The sequence below is a fragment of the Allocoprococcus similis genome, assembly GCF_054660775.1.
Map to the genome: position 1 here is coordinate 103,298 of NZ_BAAHSG010000005.1, position 21,054 is coordinate 124,351.

Below are 21,054 nucleotides of genomic sequence, written 5' to 3' on the forward strand. Positions count from 1 at the left end.
GGTATTTAGAATGAAAAGAGGAAAGAAATACGTAGAAGCTGCAAAGTTAATCGACAGAGCAACTCTCTATGATAGAGATGAAGCGATCGCACTTGTTAAGAAGAGCGCGACAGCTAAATTTGATGAAACAATCGAAGCTCATATCAGAACAGGATGTGACGGACGTCATGCAGATCAGCAGATCCGTGGCGCTGTAGTTCTTCCGCACGGAACTGGTAAAAAGGTTCGTATCCTTGTATTTGCTAAGGACGCTAAAGCTGAAGAAGCTAAAGCAGCCGGAGCAGATTACGTAGGTGGAGATGAACTCATTCCGAAGATCCAGAATGAAAACTGGTTCGAATTCGATGTAGTTGTAGCTACACCGGATATGATGGGTGTTGTTGGACGTCTCGGACGTGTACTTGGACCAAAAGGTTTAATGCCAAACCCGAAGGCTGGTACAGTAACAATGGACGTTACAAAAGCTATCAACGAAATCAAAGCTGGTAAGATTGAGTACAGATTGGACAAGACAAATATCATCCATGTACCAGTAGGAAAAGCTTCTTTCACTGAAGAACAGCTTGCTGACAACTTCCAGACGCTTATCGATGCGATTAACAAAGCTAAACCGGCAGCAGTAAAGGGTCAGTATCTTAAGAGTGTGACACTTACTTCTACAATGGGACCTGGTGTAAAGATCAACCCAATGAAGCTTGCTTAATCAGTATTGAATAAATGTAAATAATAGAGACACCGTATGCGGAGTGATCCGGTACGGTGTCTTTTTGCGCAGCAAGAAACCTAACAAACAGTATTCTGTATACATTGTGCATTTTTTGACGAACAATGCATGAAAACATTGAAAACAGGGGAAAATAATGATAACCTATGCCTGTGAAAAAAATATCAAGTAATTAAAAGGAGGCACTTTGTCATGGTTAATATTCAAAAGGCAGCAATTATCGGATGTGGGTTTGTAGGAGCGTCCTCTGCGTTCAGTTTACTTCAGAAAGGGATTTTTTCCGAACTGGTACTGATCGATGCGAATAAAGAAAAAGCAGAAGGGGAGGCAATGGACATCAGCCATGGTAGACCATATGCACACCCGATGAAAATATATGCGGGATCTTATGATGATATCAGTGATTGTTCATTGATCATCATTACAGCTGGAGCAAATCAGAAACCGGGAGAGACAAGACTGGATCTGGTACACAAAAATGTAGCAATTTTCAAATCGATTATTCCGGAAATCACAAAACGCGGATTTGAAGGAATCCTGCTTGTTGTAGCAAATCCGGTGGATATTCTGACTTATGCGGCACTTAAGATTTCCGGATATCCGAAGGAAAGAGTATTCGGAAGCGGAACTGTTCTGGATACTGCGAGATTTCGTTATCTGTTAAGTGAACATCTTCAGGTTGCGAGCCGGAGCGTACATGCCAATATCATCGGAGAGCATGGAGACAGTGAGCTTGCTGTATGGAGCGGGGCAAATGTAGCGGGAATTCCAATCAATGATTTCTGTGAACTTCGCGGACATTATCAACATCAGGAATCTATGGAAAGAATTTATAAGACTGTGCGGGACAGCGCTTATGATATTATCCAGAAAAAAGGTGCAACCTATTATGGTGTGGCAATGGCAGTTGCGAGAATTGCAGAAAGCATTGTTATGAATGAAAATGCGGTTCTTCCTGTCACGAGTCTGATGGAGGGAGAATACGGACTGGAAGGACTCTGTATCAGTGTTCCGACCATAGTTTCGCAGAAAGGTGCAGAAAAAGTTCTTGAGATTCCACTGAGCGATGAAGAAAAAGAAAAATTGCTTTCATCTGCAAAAGAATTGAAGGAAGTGCTGGATGGTCTGGACTTATAATAGAAGAAACTGGATAAAATTGAAAAAATAAAAATTAAAAAAATAAAAATATAAAAATTAAAAAAATAAAAATTACACTTGACTTTCTGGTAAACGTATGCTATATTTACGAAGTAACTGCCGAAGACAGTAGGTGCCGTAAGGCATAAGGGTCAAAACGCCTACCGAGGAAGACAAGATTCATTAGATTTGAATTTGTAAACCTCTGTGCTTTGGCGCGGAGGTTTTTTAGCGCATGATTGCGTGATATGAAAGTCCCCGCTGGGACCGAGACTTTCTGGCAGTTGAAAATACTACAAGGAGGTGCACCATTCGTGGCAAAAGTTGAATTAAAACAACCTATCGTACAGGCAATCGTTGAAGATCTCACAGATGCTCAGTCAGCAGTTATCGTTAACTACTGTGGACTTACAGTAGCTCAGGACACTGAACTTCGTAAACAGCTGAGAGAAGCAGGTGTTATCTACAAAGTTTGCAAGAACACAATGATGAAGAGAGCTTTTGAAGGAACAGATTTCGCACAGCTTGACGAATATCTGGAAGGACCGAACGCTATTGCAATTTCTAAAGAAGATGCAACAGCACCGGCAAGAATCATCTGCAATTTCGCTAAGAAAGCAGAAGCTCTTGAGGTAAAAGCAGGTGTAGTTGAAGGCTCAGTATATGACGCAGCTGGTATTCAGGAACTTTCTAAGATTCCGTCAAGAGAAGTACTGCTGTCCAAATTACTTGGAAGCTTACAGTCACCTATTACAAACCTTGCCCGTGTTCTTAATCAGATCGCAGAACAGGGTGATGCTCCGGCAGAAGCTGAAGCAGAAGCACCGGCAGCAGAGTAATCTGTACCGGAATCCCATCCGAGTGTGGGAACAGTAAGAGGCGAAAGAGCCAAACATTAAAATCAAATGGAGGAAAATAAAATGGCAAAATTAACAACAGCAGAATTTATTGAAGCTATCAAAGAATTATCTGTACTTGAATTAAATGACTTAGTTAAAGCATGTGAAGAAGAATTTGGTGTATCCGCAGCAGCAGGTGTTGTAGTAGCAGCAGCTGGAGCAGAAGGCGGAGCAGCAGCAGAAGAAAAAGATGAGTTCGACGTAGAACTTGTATCTGCTGGAGCGTCTAAAGTTAAAGTTATCAAGGTTGTTCGTGAAGTAACAGGTCTTGGACTTAAAGAAGCTAAAGAATTAGTTGACGGAGCACCGAAGGTAGTTAAAGAAGGCGCTTCTAAAGCTGAAGCTGAAGAAATCAAAGCTAAACTTGAAGCTGAAGGAGCAGAAGTTAACCTTAAGTAATTTTGGTTATCACACTGTGAATGACAAGAGCGTATCGCGCAGGATTTCCTGCAGTGGTACGCTCTTTTGATTTTTAGTACTTTTCTGCGGTATCAAAGGGGCCGAAAGTAAATTTTGCCACTTACATTATAAAATACAATAAAAATACAATTCTTTGAAAAGTTAGACTTGACAATCGAGAAAAACCTGTGGTAAAGTAAAAAATGCGCTATTGTGGAAACGTATGCCATAAGTGCGCCCTGAATAAGGCGGAAATAACCCGAAAATTTATCATATAAGGAGTGAAACGTCAAATGGAGAAAAACAGAATTCGTCCCATCACAAACGGAAAAAGTATGCGCATGAGCTATTCCCGGCAAAAAGAAGTACTCCAAATGCCTAATTTGATCGAAGTTCAGACCGACTCTTACAAATGGTTCCTGGATGAAGGATTAAAAGAAGTATTTGATGATATTTCTCCGATTACCGATTACAGCGGACATCTGAGCCTGGAATTTGTCGACTTTACATTGTGCACAGATGAAACCAAGTACACAATCGAGGAATGTAAAGAACGCGATGCTACTTATGCCGCACCGCTTAAAGTGAAGGTAAGACTTCACAACAAAGAGACAGATGAGATCAATGAACATGAGATCTTTATGGGTGATTTACCGATCATGACAAGAACCGGTACCTTTGTAATCAATGGTGCGGAACGTGTTATTGTCAGCCAGTTGGTGCGTTCACCTGGTATTTATTATGGAATTGCGCATGATAAACTTGGTAAAGAATTATACTCTTGCACCGTTATCCCGAACAGGGGTGCATGGCTTGAATATGAGACGGACTCCAATGACGTTTTCTATGTCCGTGTGGACAGAACCCGTAAGGTGCCGATCACAGTCCTGATCCGTGCACTTGGTATTGGAACGAATGCTGAGATTATCGATCTTTTTGGCGAAGAGCCAAAGATCCTTGCAAGTTTCACAAAAGATACTTCAGAGAACTATCAGGAAGGTCTTCTTGAATTATATAAGAAGATCCGTCCGGGTGAACCACTTGCTGTAGACAGTGCAGAAAGTCTGATCACCAGCATGTTCTTTGACCCGAGACGTTATGACCTTGCAAAGGTTGGACGTTATAAATTTAATAAGAAGCTTATGCTCAAGAACCGTATCACAGGTCACACGCTGGCTGAAGACGTAGTAAGCCCGATGACAGGTGAAGTGATTGCAGAAGCAGGAGCTGTCGTTGACAGAGAACTTGCAGATGCTATCCAGAATGCAGCTGTTCCGTATGTGTGGATCGCAAGAGAAGAAAGTGACCGTAATATCAAAGTACTTTCTAATATGATGGTAGATCTCAAAGCTGTATGTGGAATCGATCCGGAAGAGGTTGGCGTAACTGAACTGGTATACTATCCGGTACTTGCTGAACTCCTGGAAGAGACAGCCGGAGATATCGATGAGCTGAAAGAAGCAATTCATAAAAATATTCATGAACTGATTCCGAAGCATATTACAAAAGAAGACATTATGGCGTCTATCAATTACAATATGCATCTTGAATATGGAATCGGTAAAGATGATGATATTGACCACCTGGGTAACAGACGTATCCGTGCAGTTGGAGAACTTCTCCAGAATCAGTACAGAATCGGTCTTTCAAGACTGGAAAGAGTTGTTCGTGAAAGAATGACAACACAGGATCTGGAAGGCATTTCGCCGCAGTCACTGATCAATATCAAGCCTGTAACTGCTGCTGTTAAAGAATTCTTCGGGTCATCACAGCTGTCGCAGTTCATGGATCAGAATAACCCGCTTGGTGAGCTGACTCACAAGAGACGTCTTTCCGCACTTGGTCCTGGTGGACTTTCCCGTGACCGTGCCGGATTCGAGGTCCGTGACGTTCACTACTCACATTACGGAAGAATGTGTCCAATCGAGACACCTGAAGGACCGAACATCGGTCTGATCAACTCTCTTGCATGTTATGCAAGAATCAATGAGTACGGATTTGTAGAAGCTCCGTACCGTAAGATTGACAAGACAGATCCACAGAATCCGGTTGTAACCGAAGAAGTTGTATATATGACTGCGGATGAAGAAGATAATTATCATGTAGCACAGGCGAATGAGCCTCTGGATGAAGAAGGACATTTCGTTCATAAGAATGTATCCGGACGTTATCGTGATGAGACTCAGGAATACGAGAGAAGAATGTTTGATTACATGGACGTATCTCCGAAGATGGTATTCTCTGTTGCTACAGCACTGATTCCGTTCCTGCAGAACGATGATGCGAACCGTGCGCTGATGGGATCCAACATGCAGCGTCAGGCAGTACCGCTTCTTACTACAGAAGCTCCGGTAGTCGGAACAGGTATGGAAGTAAAATCTGCTGTCGACTCAGGTGTATGTGTCGTTGCAGAAGAAGGTGGCATTGTTGAGAGATCAACATCTACCGAAATCACAATCAAACAGGATGACAAGACAAGAAAGACTTACAAGCTGACCAAATTCCTGCGAAGCAACCAGAGCAACTGCTACAACCAGAGACCGATCGTTGTCAAAGGTGAGAGAGTTGAAAAGGGACAGGTAATCGCAGACGGACCGTCTACATCTAATGGTGAGATGGCTCTTGGTAAGAACCCGTTGATCGGATTCATGACCTGGGAAGGTTACAACTACGAGGATGCTGTACTTCTTAGTGAACGTCTTGTACAGAATGATGTTTACACATCTGTTCATATCGAAGAATATGAAGCAGAAGCCCGTGATACAAAGCTCGGACCAGAAGAAATTACACGTGATATTCCAGGCGTAGGTGATGATGCACTGAAAGATCTGGATGAGAGAGGTATTATCCGTATCGGTGCTGAGGTTCGTGCAGGAGATATTCTTGTCGGCAAGGTTACTCCGAAGGGAGAGACAGAACTGACAGCAGAGGAAAGACTTCTTCGTGCAATCTTTGGAGAAAAAGCTCGTGAAGTAAGAGATACTTCTCTGAAAGTACCTCATGGTGAATACGGTATCGTTGTAGATGCGAAAGTATTTACAAGAGAAAATGGAGATGAACTTTCACCGGGAGTTAACCAGGCAGTCCGTATCTACATCGCACAGAAGAGAAAGATCTCTGTAGGTGATAAGATGGCCGGACGTCATGGTAACAAGGGTGTTGTTTCCCGTGTACTTCCTGTAGAAGATATGCCGTTCCTTCCGAACGGACGTCCGCTTGACATCGTGCTGAACCCACTGGGTGTACCATCACGTATGAACATCGGACAGGTACTGGAGATCCACCTTTCTCTGGCTGCCAAAGCACTTGGATTCAACATCGCAACACCAGTATTTGATGGTGCAAACGAGGTTGATATTATGGATACCCTGGATCTGGCGAACGATTATGTTAACCTGTCCTGGGAAGAATTTGAAGCAAGACATAAAGAAGAACTTCTTCCGGAAGTTATGGATTATCTGTATGAGAACAGAGACCACAGAGCACTGTGGAAAGGCGTTCCGCTTTCAAGAGACGGTAAAGTAAGACTGAGAGACGGTCGTACTGGAGAATATTTCGACAGCCCGGTAACAATCGGACACATGCATTATCTGAAACTGCATCACCTGGTTGATGATAAGATCCATGCACGTTCAACCGGTCCTTACTCACTGGTAACACAGCAGCCACTTGGTGGTAAAGCACAGTTCGGTGGACAGCGTTTCGGAGAGATGGAGGTTTGGGCACTGGAAGCTTACGGTGCATCTTATACTCTGCAGGAAATCCTGACAGTTAAATCCGATGATGTGGTTGGACGTGTGAAGACATACGAAGCAATCATCAAAGGTGAAAATATTCCTGAACCGGGAATTCCGGAATCCTTCAAGGTACTTCTTAAAGAACTTCAGTCACTCGGTCTGGATGTACGTGTCCTGGATGAGAACAATGAAGAGGTTCAGATCATGGAAAGTGTAGATTACGGTGATACAAACCTGAATCACATTATTGAAGGAGACAGACGCTACAATAACGACGAAGACTACGGCAAACACGGATACAGCAAGCAGGAATTCTCAGAAGGAGAGCTGGTTGATGTAGAAGATGAGCCGGAGGAAGATGACAGCTTCGACGATTTTGATGGCGATATGAACGATGATTTTGATGACGACATGGATTTAGAATAGGAGGATGCCGAGAATGACAGAAACAAAAAAAGAACCAACGTATCAACCGATTTCATTTGATGCGATTAAAATAGGTCTGGCATCTCCGGAAAAGATTCTGGAATGGTCAAGAGGTGAAGTTACAAAACCGGAGACAATCAACTACAGAACACTCAAGCCGGAAAGAGACGGTCTGTTCTGTGAGAAAATCTTCGGACCTAGCAAAGACTGGGAATGCCACTGTGGTAAATACAAAAAGATCCGTTATAAAGGTGTTGTATGCGACCGCTGTGGTGTAGAAGTAACAAAAGCAACTGTGCGACGTGAACGTATGGGTCACATCGCACTTGCGGCACCGGTTTCTCATATCTGGTATTTCAAAGGTATTCCGAGCCGTATGGGACTGATCCTGGATCTTTCACCGAGAACTCTGGAAAAAGTACTGTATTTCGCTTCTTATATCGTACTTGATAAGGGAGAGACAGATCTCTCTTACAAGCAGGTTCTTTCAGAAGCAGAATACCAGGAAGCAAGAGAAAACTGGGGCAATGGTTTCCGCGTAGGAATGGGAGCAGAAGCGATCAAAGAACTTCTCGAAGCAATCGATCTTGAAAAAGATTATGCTGAACTGCAGGCAGGACTTGAGGGTGCTACCGGACAGAAGAGAGCAAGAATCGTTAAGAGACTTGAAGTAGTAGAAGCTTTCCGTGAATCAGGAAACAAACCGGAATGGATGATCATGACTGCAATCCCGGTAATTCCGCCGGATCTGCGTCCGATGGTACAGTTGGATGGTGGACGTTTTGCAACATCTGACCTGAATGATCTGTACAGAAGAATTATCAACAGAAATAACCGTCTAAGAAGACTCCTTGAACTGGGAGCTCCGGACATTATCGTTAGAAACGAAAAGAGAATGCTGCAGGAAGCTGTAGATGCTCTGATCGACAATGGACGTCGTGGACGTCCGGTAACAGGTCCTGGAAACAGAGCACTGAAATCCCTTTCTGATATGCTGAAAGGTAAATCAGGACGTTTCCGTCAGAACCTGCTCGGAAAACGTGTTGACTACTCAGGACGTTCCGTTATCGTTGTAGGACCGGAACTGAAGATCTATCAGTGCGGTCTTCCGAAAGAAATGGCAATCGAGCTGTTCAAGCCGTTTGTTATGAAAGAACTTGTTGAGAGCGGAGCTGCTCACAACATTAAGAATGCTAAGAAAATGGTAGAACGTCTTCAGCCGGAAGTATGGGATGTGCTTGAAGATGTAATCAAAGAGCATCCGGTTATGCTGAACCGTGCCCCTACACTTCACCGTCTTGGTATCCAGGCATTTGAACCGATCCTGGTAGAGGGTAAAGCAATCAAGCTTCATCCACTGGTATGTACAGCGTTCAACGCCGATTTCGATGGTGACCAGATGGCGGTTCATCTTCCGCTTTCTGTAGAAGCACAGGCAGAATGCCGTTTCCTTCTGCTTTCACCAAACAACCTTCTGAAACCGTCTGATGGTGGTCCGGTAGCTGTACCTTCACAGGATATGGTCCTTGGTATCTACTATCTGACACAGGAAAGACCTGGTGCAAAGGGAGAAGGCAAAGTATTCAAGAGTGTCAATGAAGCAATTCTTGCTTATGAGAACGGAGTTGTTACTCTTCACTCAAGAATCAAAGTACGTGTGACAAAGACAATGCCGGATGGAACAAAGAAGACCGGTACAGTAGAGTCTACACTTGGACGTTTCATCTTCAACGAAATCATTCCGCAGGATCTTGGCTTTGTTGATCGTGAAAAAGAAGGAAATGAACTGGTTCTTGAAGTGGATTTCCATGTAGGAAAGAAACAGCTGAAACAGATTCTTGAAAAAGTTATTAACACACATGGTGCATCAGCTACAGCTGAAGTACTTGACCATGTAAAATCAATGGGATACAAGCTCTCTACAAGAGCAGCTATGACTGTATCTATTTCAGATATGACTGTACCGCCACAGAAACCGGAACTGATCGCAAGAGCACAGTCAACGGTTGATAAGATCACACGTAACTTCAAGCGTGGTCTTATTACAGAAGAAGAGCGTTACAAAGAGGTTGTAGAAACCTGGAAAGAAACAGATGATGAGCTTACAGAAGCCCTTCTTACCGGACTTGATAAATACAACAATATCTTCATGATGGCGGATTCCGGAGCCCGTGGATCTGATAAACAGATCAAACAGCTTGCAGGTATGCGTGGACTTATGGCGGATACAACCGGTCACACGATCGAGCTGCCTATCAAGTCAAACTTCCGTGAAGGTCTGGACGTACTGGAATACTTCATGTCTGCGCATGGAGCTCGAAAAGGTATGTCAGATACTGCCCTTCGTACAGCCGATTCAGGATACCTGACAAGACGTCTTGTTGACGTATCACAGGATCTGATCATCCGTGAGGTTGACTGTGTAAGCAAGGATGCTGAAATTCCGGGAATGTATCTGCATGCATTCATGGATGGAAATGAAGAAATCGAAAGTCTTCAGGAACGTATTACAGGAAGATATTCATGCTATACAATCTGTGACAAAGATGGCAATGTGCTTGTAAAAGCAAACCACATGATCACACCAAAACGTGCAGAAAAGATCATGAAATACGGTGTGGATGAAAATGGAAATTCACCGCTTAAGAAAGTGAAAGTCCGTACAATCCTGACCTGTAAATCACACATCGGTATTTGTGCGAAATGTTATGGTGCCAACATGGCAACAGGTGAACCTGTACAGGTTGGTGAAGCTGTCGGTATTATCGCAGCTCAGTCAATCGGTGAACCTGGTACACAGCTGACCATGCGTACTTTCCATAGTGGTGGTGTAGCCGGTGGAGATATCACACAGGGTCTTCCTCGTGTCGAAGAACTTTTTGAAGCAAGAAAGCCGAAAGGTCTTGCTATTATCACAGAAATCGCAGGTGTTGCAAACCTGAACGATACAAAGAAGAAGCGTGAAATCATCGTTACCAATCAGCAGACAGGTGAGACAAAGACTTATCTGATTCCTTATGGATCACGTATTAAAGTACAGGATGGAGCTGTTCTGGAAGCCGGTGACGAGCTTACAGAAGGTAGCGTGAACCCGCATGACCTTCTTAAGATCAAAGGTCTTCGTGCTGCACAGGACTATATGCTTCAGGAAGTACAGAGAGTATACCGTCTGCAGGGTGTAGAAATCAACGATAAGCATATCGAAGTTATCGTTCGTCAGATGCTGAAGAAAATCCGCATCGAAGAAAGAGGAGATACGGAATTCCTTCCGGGAACAATGGTAGATGTCCTTGAGTTCAACGATGTAAATGAACAGATGGTAGCAGAAGGTAAAGAGCCTGCAACAGGAGAACAGATCATGCTTGGTATTACCAAGGCATCCCTGGCAACAGATTCCTTCCTGTCAGCTGCATCCTTCCAGGAGACAACCAAGGTTCTGACTGAGGCTGCTATCAAAGGTAAGGTTGACCACCTGATCGGTCTGAAAGAGAACGTCATTATCGGTAAACTGATTCCGGCAGGAACAGGTATGAGAAAATACCGTGACGTTAAGCTTGATACAGGTCTTGGTATGGATATGGACGACGAAATCAGTTTTGATGATTTTGATATGGATGATGATGCTGAGCCTGAAGCACCGGCAGAGACAGCAGAAACTGTTGAAACCGAAGAAAATGCTGACGAAACAGTTACAGTTGAAGAATAGGCTTTATATGCTAAGAGAGGCAGATACGTTGAAAGGCGTGTCTGCTTTTCTTGCTTTAAAGACATGAAAAACAAAAATATTTGAAAAATATTTCCAATTCTTTAACACTTTACAAAAATAAAGGGTTGCAAAATATGAAAAAATACAGTAGCATATAGATAATCAGTCGAAAATCAGGGGGTGTGATATGCTGGATTTAGCTCATATTGGTGAACGGATCAGAGAATGCAGAAAAAAGAAAATGATGACAATCCGGGTTTTGGGAGAATATACAGGACTTTCAGCGGGCTATCTGAGTATGCTGGAACAGAATAAAACATCTCCGAATGTGGACAGTCTTGCGCGAATTTGTGAAGCACTGGATATTGATATCCAGTATGCACTGGAAGGCGAGATACCGGGAAAGACGGTTATACGCAGAGAAGAAATGAGTAAGCATCTTTATCCGGAAGAAAATATAACAGTTGAGGTTGCAGACTTTGGTCAGGGAGAATCAATTTTTGAATATATTACGATTGGACCGGGAGAATCTGCGAAAAAAGAAGAATATCGTCATGCCTTTTCGGAAATGTGTATGGTGATAAAAGGAACTCTGAATGTAGAGGTGGAAGGAGAAATTTGCAGTTTACATCCGGGAGACAGTGTATATATAAAGAGCAGAGAGCGTCATAGTATTTCCAATCCTGGAAAAGAACCTTGTGTGAGTATATGGGTATATCACCGGGATGTACCAAGACTGTTTGGAAGGAATGAAAATAAAATTGTGAAATAAATAGCATTCCTCTTGACAATCTTAGAGTATGGTTCTATAATAAGAAAAAGTTACACATATGAATAAATATTCATCTGAGTGAATTTGTAAAAATTGAACTGTTGAAACGGGGTTTCTTCGAAATTCACGCAACTCTGAAGACAGTGTTATTTACGAAAGTGTATAAAGATTACATTTTTATACATACAATACGGACAATCTAATAATTAAACATAGACGTCATAGCGTGAAACTATGACCTTTGAAAGAAGACAAGGACGTCATGATGCAAATCATGGCGTTCTTTTGTTTACACCACTAGACTGCGGTCTAGTAAAGTATTACATTGTCGCAGAGGGACGGACATATCTGGTAAATATACCGTCTCGGAAGAACAAAAGTGCATGAGAGGAGAACAAAAATGGACAGATTAACACAATTGCGAGAGTACATGGAAAAAGAAAGACTGGATGCGTTTTATATTGCAAAGCCGGCGAATGTACGTTGTATCAGCGGATTTACGGGGGAAGACTCGTTCCTTTTTATCACAAAGGCGAATCAGTATTTTATCACTGATGCAAGATACACAGAGCAGGCATCTTATGAATGCCCGGATTATGAGCTTGTAAACTGGCGAATCGATTTTGGCTACAGCATGGGGAAAGCTGTTGCATATTGCGCAGACAAAGATGGAGTTAAAACAATTGGATTTGAACAGGATCATCTGACATTTGAAAAATGGAACTCTATGCAGGCTGAACTCAGTGCTGAGATGGTTCCGACGCTGAACGTAATCGAAGGCTTCCGCGCGATCAAGACGCCGGAAGAGATCAAGAACCTTACCGTTGCCTGCGATATCGCATCCAGAGCATTTGAAAAAATTATAAAAGACATCCGTCCGGGTGTTACAGAAAAAGAAATCGCGTCCAGACTTGCACATTACATGGTTATGGAAGGTGCAGATACCAAACCTTACGGTGGAATCGTTATTTCAGGAGCAAAGAGCTCTCTGCTTCACGGAATTCCGGACAGTAAGCCAATCGAATACGGTGATTTCGTATTGATGGATTATGGATGCCAGTACAAAGGTTATCTTTCAGATATGACAAGAACGGTAGTTGTCGGCAAGGCAGACGCCAAACAGAGAGAAGTTTATGATCTCTGCCGTCGTATGACAGAAGATACAGAAGCATCTGTAAGAGCCGGTGTGACAGGAACTTCCTGCTATGAAGCTTCACTTGAAGCAATCAAAGATACAGAATACCTTCCGTATAATTATACAGGAATCGGTCATGGAGTTGGGCTGTTCGTCCATGAACTTCCGAATATCGGACTAAACTGTGAGAATATCTTACAGGAGAACAGCATAATGACAGTAGAACCAGGACTTTATATTCCGGGTTGGGGTGGTGTCAGACTTGAGGATCAGGGCATCATCACAAAAGACGGATATGAAAACCTGATCAGTGCTACACATGAGCTAATAGAATTATAAATGAAAAAGGAGGACAACATTTATGAAAAAGAAATTATTAGCGGCTTTACTTGCTACAGCAATGACAGTAACCATGTTTGCTGGCTGTGGTACACCGGGATCCAAAGATGCCAAGAAAGATGACAGCAGTGCTTCATCAGGAAAGAAGAGAATTACTTACACACTTCGTGAAGACCTTCCTTCTATGGATCCACAGAACAGTAACTCTATCTCATGTGCAACAGCAGAAATCTGCACCTATGCGATGCTGACACGTAACGTGGAAGGCGAAATCAAACCAGATGCAGCTGAAAGCTGGGATATCTCAGATGATGGACTTACTTACACATTCCACCTTCGTGACGGACTGAAATGGTCTGACGGAGAAGACGTAAAAGCAGGCGATTATGTTTATGGTATCCAGAGACTTATGGATCCAGAAATGGCAAGCGATTACGCATTCATCGGATACATCCTCAAAAACGGTGAAGAAGTAAACAATGGTTCTGTACCGGTTGATCAGCTCGGTGTATCTGCACCAGATGATAAGACAGTTGTAATCGAACTGGCACATCCGGCTACATACTTCCTGAGCATGGCAGCCATGGCTACATTTGGTCCTACAAGACAGGATTATGTAGAAAAATACGGAAAAGAATACGCAGCAGATCCGGAAAAATCTGTTTATAACGGACCGTTCAAGATGACAGAGTGGAAACACGGCGATGAAATGATCCTTTCTAAGAATGAAAATTACTGGGATGCAGACAGTATCAAGCTTGATGAAATCTGCGTAAAGACAGTTGCAGATGCTAAGACAGCAGTTGCTATGTGGGAACAGGGTGAAGTTGATATCACAGTTGTACCTACTGAAATGACAGATCAGTATACAGAAAATACTGAATTCTACTATACAGGTGCAGATGATTACATCATGCTCAATATGTCAGAAGACAGACCGCTTGCTAACAAGAACCTGAGATTTGCTCTGAACTATGCAATTAACAGAACAGAATACAACAAGCTGGTTAACAATGACGTATATGACGTTGCACAGAGACTTGTACTTCCAAACGTGCAGGCGGCAGATGACCAGACATACGGAGAAGCTTATCCATATACACCATTCCCGGCAGAGAATGACAATGATAAAGCAAAAGAATATCTGGATGCTGCTATGAAAGAAATGGGTGTATCAAATGCATCAGACATCAAGATCACTCTTCTTACAACAGATACAGATGGTGCTAAGAAGCAGGCTGAAGTTCTTCAGGAACAGTATCAGAAAAACCTTGGTATTACAGTAGAAATCAACCAGGTAACTTACAAACAGAGACTGGAGCTGGAAACTAAGAAAGATTACGATATGGTAGTAACAGGATGGGTTCCGGACTACTCTGACGCATACTCTTATCTGGAACTGTGGATCAGCGATGGTCAGTATAACCACTCTGGATATGCGAATGCTGAATACGACAAGCTTCTTAAAGATTCTCAGACAGAGACAGATGCTAAGACAAGACAGGATATGCTGTTCCAGGCAGAAAAGATCTTCCTTGAAGAAGATTCCGCTCTGGTACCGCTTCAGTTACGTAGAGACCAGTATCTGATCAATCCGAAGATTTCTAACTTCAACGTATACTTCGTTGGATATGACTTCGATCTGGTATATGCAGATATCAGCGAATAATACAGTTGGATGGTAACATACCTTGCGGTCGGCGCGGACTTACTGGTCCGCACCGGCTGCTTATTTGAGGGTTTTGATTATTTTGAGGGGTAGATTTGGTATGTATCAGCCAATAGAAAGTATGTGAAATAATCAAAGCCATCAAATAAAGAAAAATGAAGGGAGACAAAAGAATGGCAAAATATATAGCTAAACGAGTTGCATTAGCCATCGTAACACTTTTGGTACTTACAAGTGTTGTATTCGTCCTGGTTCGTCTGATGCCGGGAGATCCGTTCTCAAGTGATAAGATGACACCGGAGATCAAAGCGAATCTGGAAGCTTACTATGGTCTGGATAAACCGCTTGCAGAGCAGTATATAACTTATATGAAGAATGTGCTTCATGGTGATCTGGGGTATTCTATGAAGTATGAAAGTCAGACAGTTAACCGTATTATTGCTGACTCATTCCCATACTCAGCAGACCTGGGAATCCGTTCACTGTGCTTTGCACTGTTCTTCGGACTGATCCTTGGAATTGTAGCAGCACTGAATCGAGGAAAGAAACTGGATTTCGTCTGTATTTTGATTGCGATCATTGGTACATCGATTCCTGACTTCATCATGGGATCTGTACTTCAGTATTTCTTCGGAATCAAATGGCAGATTCTTCCGGTTGCGCAGTACACAAGCTTTAAGCACACAATTTTACCGTCAATCGCGGTTGGATTCTATACACTGGCATCCATTTCCCGTCTGATGCGTTCCAGTATGCTGGAAGTTGTATCTTCAGATTATACAAAGACAGCACGTGCGAAAGGTTTATCGGATTTCCGAATTACATTTAAACATCAGATCCGTAATGCGATCACACCGATCATTACCATTATGGGACCGACAGTTGCATCTGTATTAACAGGAACATTCGTAATCGAAGCCCTTTTCGCAATCCCTGGAATGGGAAAACATTATGTAGACAGTATTAACATGGCAGATTATACACTGGTTCTTGGTATGACGATCTTCTACGGAGCATTCCTGATCGTGTCAATCCTGATTGTAGATATCTTATACGGTATTGTAGATCCGAGAATCCGTCTGAGTGGTAAAAAAAGGTAGGTGACGAGAAATGGCAGAAATTACAAAAGAACAGTTTAAAGTTGTAGGAAAAAATACAAAGACAATGGAGTCTATTTCCCGTCCGAATATTGGTTACTGGCAGGATGCATGGAGACGAATCCGCAAGAATAAGATTGCATTCTTCTCATTGTGCCTGATTGGACTTTATGTACTTATGGCGATCTTTGTTCCAATGTTCAGCAAATATGACATTGCAACACAGAGTGTGGCAGAGATGAACCAGAGCTTTTCAAAAGCACATTGGTTTGGAACAGATTCTCTTGGACGTGATCTCTGGGTTCGTGCATGGTCTGGTGCGAGAGTATCTCTGACAATTGGTTTTGCAGCCAGCATCATCAATGCAATCGTTGGATCTATCATGGGTGGTATCTCAGGATTCTACGGTGGCAAGATCGATATGGTTATCCAGCGTGTCGTTGACGTATTATACGGAATCCCAAGTCTGATCGTTACCATTCTTCTTATGGTAGTTGTTGGTAACGGTGTACACTGTTTGATTCTTGCTATGTGTTGTGTCGGATGGATCGGTGGATGTCGTTTCGTTCGTGGTGAAGTATTAAAACTGAGAGAATCTGATTTCGTATCTGCAGCCAAGATCCTTGGCGTACCGGATATCGTAATCATTGTTAAACATATTTTACCGAATATCATGGGTCTTATTATTACAAACCTGACAATGGCTATTCCGGGCGCAATCTTCCAGGAGGCATTCCTGAGCTATATCGGTCTGGGTATCAAACCACCGAACTGTAGCTGGGGTGTACTTGCAAAAGACGGAATCGCACAGCTGAGAATTCATCCGTACCAGGTATTTGTACCGGCATTCCTTATCTGTACAACCATGCTTGCACTGAACCTTCTTGGTGATGGACTTCGTGATGCATTTGACCCGAAACTTAGAGGAACCGAGTAGGAAGGAGTATAGAAGATGGAAAATTTATTGGAAGTAAAAAATCTGCAATTCTCTTTCCGTACATACGGTGGAGTTGTTAAGGCTGTACGTGATGTCAGCTTTGAAGTACGTCCGGGAGAAATTCTTGGTATCGTTGGAGAATCCGGATGTGGAAAGAGCGTTACCTCTCAGTGTCTGATGAGACTGAATCCAGAACCGCCTGGATTCTTTGAAGGTGGAGAGATCCTTTATAAAGGAAAAGATGTTCTGAAAATGAACAAAAAAGAACTTCGTCAGTTCCGTGGAAAAGAGATCAGTTATATTTTCCAGGATCCTATGACCTCATTGAACCCGACAATGCGTATCGGAAAACAGATTGAAGAAGTATTCGTTGGAAGAAAAGGTATGAGTGCAGCTGAGAAAAAAGCAAAAGCACTTGAAATCCTTAAAATGGTAGGTATCTCTGATGGAGAACGCCGTTACAAACAGTATCCACATGAACTTTCAGGTGGTATGAAACAGCGTGTTATGATCGCGATTGCTCTGGTAGGAAGCCCGAGCATCGTTATTGCCGATGAGCCGACTACTTCTTTGGATGTTACAATTGAAGCACAGATCCTTGATGTACTGAAAAATCTTCAGAAAACACTTGGAACATCTATCATCCTTATCACACATGACCTTGGTGTTATCGCAAAGCTTTGCGACCGTGTACTGGTTATGTATGGGGGAAAGATCGTAGAACGTGGATCTGTAGATGAGATTTTCTATGATACAGCACATCCTTACACAAAAGGACTTATGCATTCAATTGCCAAACTGGATACAGCAAAAGGTCAGAAATTGCAGCCAATCGAAGGAACACCTCCGGATCTGTTTGCACCTCCGAAAGGATGTCCGTTCGCAGCAAGATGTGAATACTGCATGGAAATCTGTAAAGATATGCCACCACAGACTTATGAGCTTTCAAAAGAACATGAAACCTGTTGCTGGCTGCAGCATGAATATGCACCGGATACAGACATGAGAAAAAAAGTAACTGAGAAAGGAGAGGTGTAAAATGGAAAATACAGAAAAAAAACAGCCTCTCGTACAGGTGAAAAACTTATGTAAATATTTTGAAATCAGCCGTAAAGAAACCTTAAAAGCGGTTGATGATCTTACATTTGATATTTATAAAGGTGAGACAGTCAGTCTGGTAGGTGAGTCCGGATGTGGTAAATCTACAACAGGACGTACCATGATCAAGTTATACAATCCGACTTCAGGAAATGTATATTATGACGGAAAAGACATTTTCAAATATAATCATGCAGAGCAGAAAGAATTCTGCAAGAAAGTACAGATGATCTTCCAGAATCCGTACTCATCACTGAACCCACGTATGACTGTTAAGGATATCGTTGGAGAAGGTCTGAAACAGCATGGAATGTCAACAAAGGATGCAGATGCAAAAGTAGAGCAGCTGCTTGCTACAGTTGGTCTTAACAAAGATCATATGTCACGTTTTCCACATGAATTCTCAGGTGGACAGAGACAGCGTATCGGTATCGCACGTGCTCTTTCTGTTGATCCGGAGTTCATCATCTGTGATGAGCCGATTTCAGCTCTTGATGTGTCTATCCAGGCACAGGTTATCAATATGCTGAAAGAACTGCAGGAAGAAAGAGGACTGACTTACCTGTTTATCGCGCATGACCTTAGTGTCGTAAAATATATTTCTGACCGTGTAGTTGTTATGTACCTCGGAACTATGGTTGAGACTGCTGAAACAGATGAACTTTATGATCATCCGATGCATCCATATACACAGGCACTGCTTTCCGCAATTCCGGAAGCAGATCCGCATAAAGCAAAAGCAAATCAGCGTATTCCGATCAAGGGTGAAATTCCGAGCCCAATCAATCCGAAGAACTGCTGTCGTTTTGCTGAAAGATGTCAGTATGCGACAGAACGTTGCTTTAAGGAAATGCCTCAGATGAAAGAGATTGCTCCTGGACATAAGGTGGCATGCCATCTTGTAGAAGATAAATAAAAAGTAGTAATATAATAAAGAAGGCGAAGGGCTTATGAAGAGTTCTTCGTTTTCTTTTGCTTTATGAGAAATTCCGATGGGACTTTCTATGAAAAAAGGCAAGATGCGTTGCTGGCCACAGGTACTGTGAACAGTAACATTGTGCAAAATCACAAAATACGGATTGACACGAAAATATTGACAACATAAGGCAAAAACGATATTATATAGAGATGTAATTGTAATTAAAGCGTCATATCGTGTAATAGTTATGTAACAAATGAAAGTGAGTGTATATGGAACAGAGAAAATCAGCAAGGAGAAGATCGTCTGATGGAACTTCTAATAGAAATATGCGAAGTATCAATAACAGCAGAGAAGTAAGCAGACGGGCTAAGGGGAAGAACCGGTATGCTTATGATGAAGATCGAAGAGCTGCCCGATATTATGATGAAGAAGATTACTACAGAGAACGACCGAAAAAGAAATCATCTTCGATTGATAAGAAGAAAAGAAGACCGGAAGAAGACTATCAGAATATAAGAAAGACATCTGATCCGGAGAATAATAAGAACCGTAAAAATAAACGGCGCAGAGGAAGAAAGAAAAATCGGGTGAGCAGAACGATTGGAATTATACTTGCTATTATCCAGTTTATCCTGTCTGTAGTACTTGCAGTGAATGTGATACTGTTCAATGTACTTACTTCTACTTATTTCCTGGTACTGATCGGAGTGCTGCTGATCCTGCTTGGAATTACCTTGCTGACACAGATAGCGGCAAAAGGAAAAGGAATTGGCGGAAAGATATTCTGTATACTGATCTGTATCATTCTGGGAGTGGGTTCTTTTTATATAGGAAAAGTAAATAATGCATTCCAGAAGATTACCGGAAGCAATAAGAAAACCAGTTCTATGGTAGTTGCGGTAAAAGCGGATGATAATGCAGATACTTTATCAGCGGCAGCCGGATATACATTTGGTGTTCAGTATGCGACTGGTGGAGACCAGACGAAGTCGGCAGTCAAACAGATTGAAAAGGAACTGGGACAGAACATTACTCTTCAGGAATACAGTAATCTGGGAGAAGAAGCACAGGCATTATATGACGGAGAAGTAGATGCGATTATCTACAACTCAGCTTACAGTAATATTATCCAGGAACAGTATTCAACCTTTACAAAGGATACAAAGGTTATTTATAAACACAACATTGTTGTTGAAATTGAAAGTGATACATCCGATGAAAGCGTTACAAAGCCATTTGCGGTTTATTTGAGTGGTATTGATACGGATGGAGATATCACAGAGCAGGGCAGAAGTGATGTTAATATCGTAGCAGTTGTTAATCCGACAAGTCACCAGGTATTACTGATTACGACACCTAGAGATTATTATGTACCAATCCCGGGAGTATCAGGAGGGCAGGACGACAAACTGACACATGCAGGAATCTATGGTGTAGATGTGTCTATGCAGACGCTGGAAGCACTTTATGATACAGATATCGAATTTTTCGGAAGAGTTAATTTTACATCTATGATCAGTGTGGTTGATGCACTTGGCGGACTGGATGTTGAATCAGATCTCGAATTTGATACAGGATGGGAGTCGGGTGCAGAGATTCATGTAAATGAAGGAATGAATCATTTTGATGGTATTAGTGCACTTGCATTCTGCCGTGAACGTCAGGCACTGCCAGACGGGGACAACGGAAGAGGAGTCCATCAGCAGGCGGTTATCACTGCAATCATTAAAAAGATGATGTCACCGGCAATGCTCCGTGGGGCAAGTGATATTATTGACAGTGTCAGCGATGGAGTGGATACGAACTTTACTTCCAGCCAGATCCAGTCGCTGATCAAGACTCAGCTCAGAACCAATGCAAAATGGAATATTTATTCCGTGGCGGCGGATGGAACCGGAGGGACAGATATCTGCTATTCTTCAGGAGCTGAAGAGCTTTATGTAACGTATCCGGATGAAAATTCAGTGGCTGAGATCAGTGAACTGATCAAAAAAGTAAAAGACGGAGAAACAATAGAAGGATCCGTAAGTACAGAATAAAAATGAAGAAAAAGTCAG

Annotated in this window: 14 protein-coding genes and 1 other annotated feature; all 14 genes read left to right on the top strand. The window is 42.5% G+C overall.

Annotated elements, in window-relative coordinates; genetic code table 11:
- The first annotated feature begins 10 nt into the window (after window positions 1–10).
- The 14 genes from rplA to ACYQ5K_RS02390 all read left to right on the top strand — a co-directional run bounded on the left by rplA (window position 11) and on the right by ACYQ5K_RS02390 (window position 21,036).
- Window positions 11–703 (top strand): 50S ribosomal protein L1, encoded by a 693-nt coding sequence (rplA, locus tag ACYQ5K_RS02325; protein ID WP_008373486.1) that lies wholly within the window; start codon window positions 11–13, stop codon window positions 701–703.
- A gap of 213 nt (window positions 704–916) precedes the next feature.
- Complete coding sequence (locus ACYQ5K_RS02330) at window positions 917–1,861, top strand: L-lactate dehydrogenase (RefSeq protein WP_008373488.1); 945 nt, start codon at window positions 917–919, stop codon at window positions 1,859–1,861.
- 102 nt (window positions 1,862–1,963) lie between these two features.
- Window positions 1,964–2,100: a sequence feature (ribosomal protein L10 leader region), on the top strand.
- A gap of 75 nt (window positions 2,101–2,175) precedes the next feature.
- Window positions 2,176–2,700: a 50S ribosomal protein L10 gene (gene rplJ / locus ACYQ5K_RS02335; RefSeq protein ID WP_022220338.1), complete on the top strand. Its 525-nt coding sequence runs from the start codon at window positions 2,176–2,178 to the stop codon at window positions 2,698–2,700.
- An 81-nt stretch (window positions 2,701–2,781) separates the two neighbouring features.
- Window positions 2,782–3,159 carry a 50S ribosomal protein L7/L12 gene (rplL, locus tag ACYQ5K_RS02340; RefSeq protein WP_173689213.1) on the top strand — a complete coding sequence of 126 codons (378 nt, stop codon included), beginning with the start codon at window positions 2,782–2,784 and terminating at the stop codon, window positions 3,157–3,159.
- A gap of 293 nt (window positions 3,160–3,452) precedes the next feature.
- A complete protein-coding gene (gene rpoB / locus ACYQ5K_RS02345; RefSeq protein WP_173689212.1) occupies window positions 3,453–7,322 on the top strand; it encodes a DNA-directed RNA polymerase subunit beta in 3,870 nt (1,289 codons plus the stop codon).
- Window positions 7,323–7,335: 13 nt separating this feature from the next.
- Window positions 7,336–11,028, top strand: coding sequence for a DNA-directed RNA polymerase subunit beta' (gene rpoC / locus ACYQ5K_RS02350; protein WP_173689211.1), 3,693 nt, complete (start codon window positions 7,336–7,338; stop codon window positions 11,026–11,028).
- Between the two features lie 187 nt (window positions 11,029–11,215).
- Window positions 11,216–11,800 carry a helix-turn-helix domain-containing protein gene (locus tag ACYQ5K_RS02355; protein WP_173689210.1) on the top strand — a complete coding sequence of 195 codons (585 nt, stop codon included), beginning with the start codon at window positions 11,216–11,218 and terminating at the stop codon, window positions 11,798–11,800.
- Window positions 11,801–12,200: 400 nt separating this feature from the next.
- Window positions 12,201–13,274: a M24 family metallopeptidase gene (locus tag ACYQ5K_RS02360; protein WP_173689209.1), complete on the top strand. Its 1,074-nt coding sequence runs from the start codon at window positions 12,201–12,203 to the stop codon at window positions 13,272–13,274.
- Between the two features lie 22 nt (window positions 13,275–13,296).
- Window positions 13,297–14,943, top strand: a complete 1,647-nt coding sequence (locus ACYQ5K_RS02365; RefSeq protein WP_173689208.1) for a peptide ABC transporter substrate-binding protein — start codon at window positions 13,297–13,299, stop codon at window positions 14,941–14,943.
- Between the two features lie 173 nt (window positions 14,944–15,116).
- The gene (locus tag ACYQ5K_RS02370; protein WP_173689207.1) at window positions 15,117–16,043 is read left to right on the top strand and encodes an ABC transporter permease; all 927 of its coding nucleotides are present in this window, start codon (window positions 15,117–15,119) and stop codon (window positions 16,041–16,043) included.
- 10 nt (window positions 16,044–16,053) lie between these two features.
- The gene (locus tag ACYQ5K_RS02375; protein ID WP_008373509.1) at window positions 16,054–16,977 is read left to right on the top strand and encodes an ABC transporter permease; all 924 of its coding nucleotides are present in this window, start codon (window positions 16,054–16,056) and stop codon (window positions 16,975–16,977) included.
- 15 nt (window positions 16,978–16,992) lie between these two features.
- On the top strand, window positions 16,993–18,015 hold the full coding sequence (locus ACYQ5K_RS02380) for an ABC transporter ATP-binding protein (RefSeq protein WP_173689206.1): 1,023 nt from the start codon (window positions 16,993–16,995) through the stop codon (window positions 18,013–18,015).
- Window position 18,016: 1 nt separating this feature from the next.
- Window positions 18,017–18,991 carry an ABC transporter ATP-binding protein gene (locus ACYQ5K_RS02385; RefSeq protein WP_173689205.1) on the top strand — a complete coding sequence of 325 codons (975 nt, stop codon included), beginning with the start codon at window positions 18,017–18,019 and terminating at the stop codon, window positions 18,989–18,991.
- Between the two features lie 275 nt (window positions 18,992–19,266).
- Window positions 19,267–21,036: an LCP family protein gene (locus ACYQ5K_RS02390; protein WP_243259164.1), complete on the top strand. Its 1,770-nt coding sequence runs from the start codon at window positions 19,267–19,269 to the stop codon at window positions 21,034–21,036.
- Window positions 21,037–21,054 lie beyond the last annotated feature (18 nt).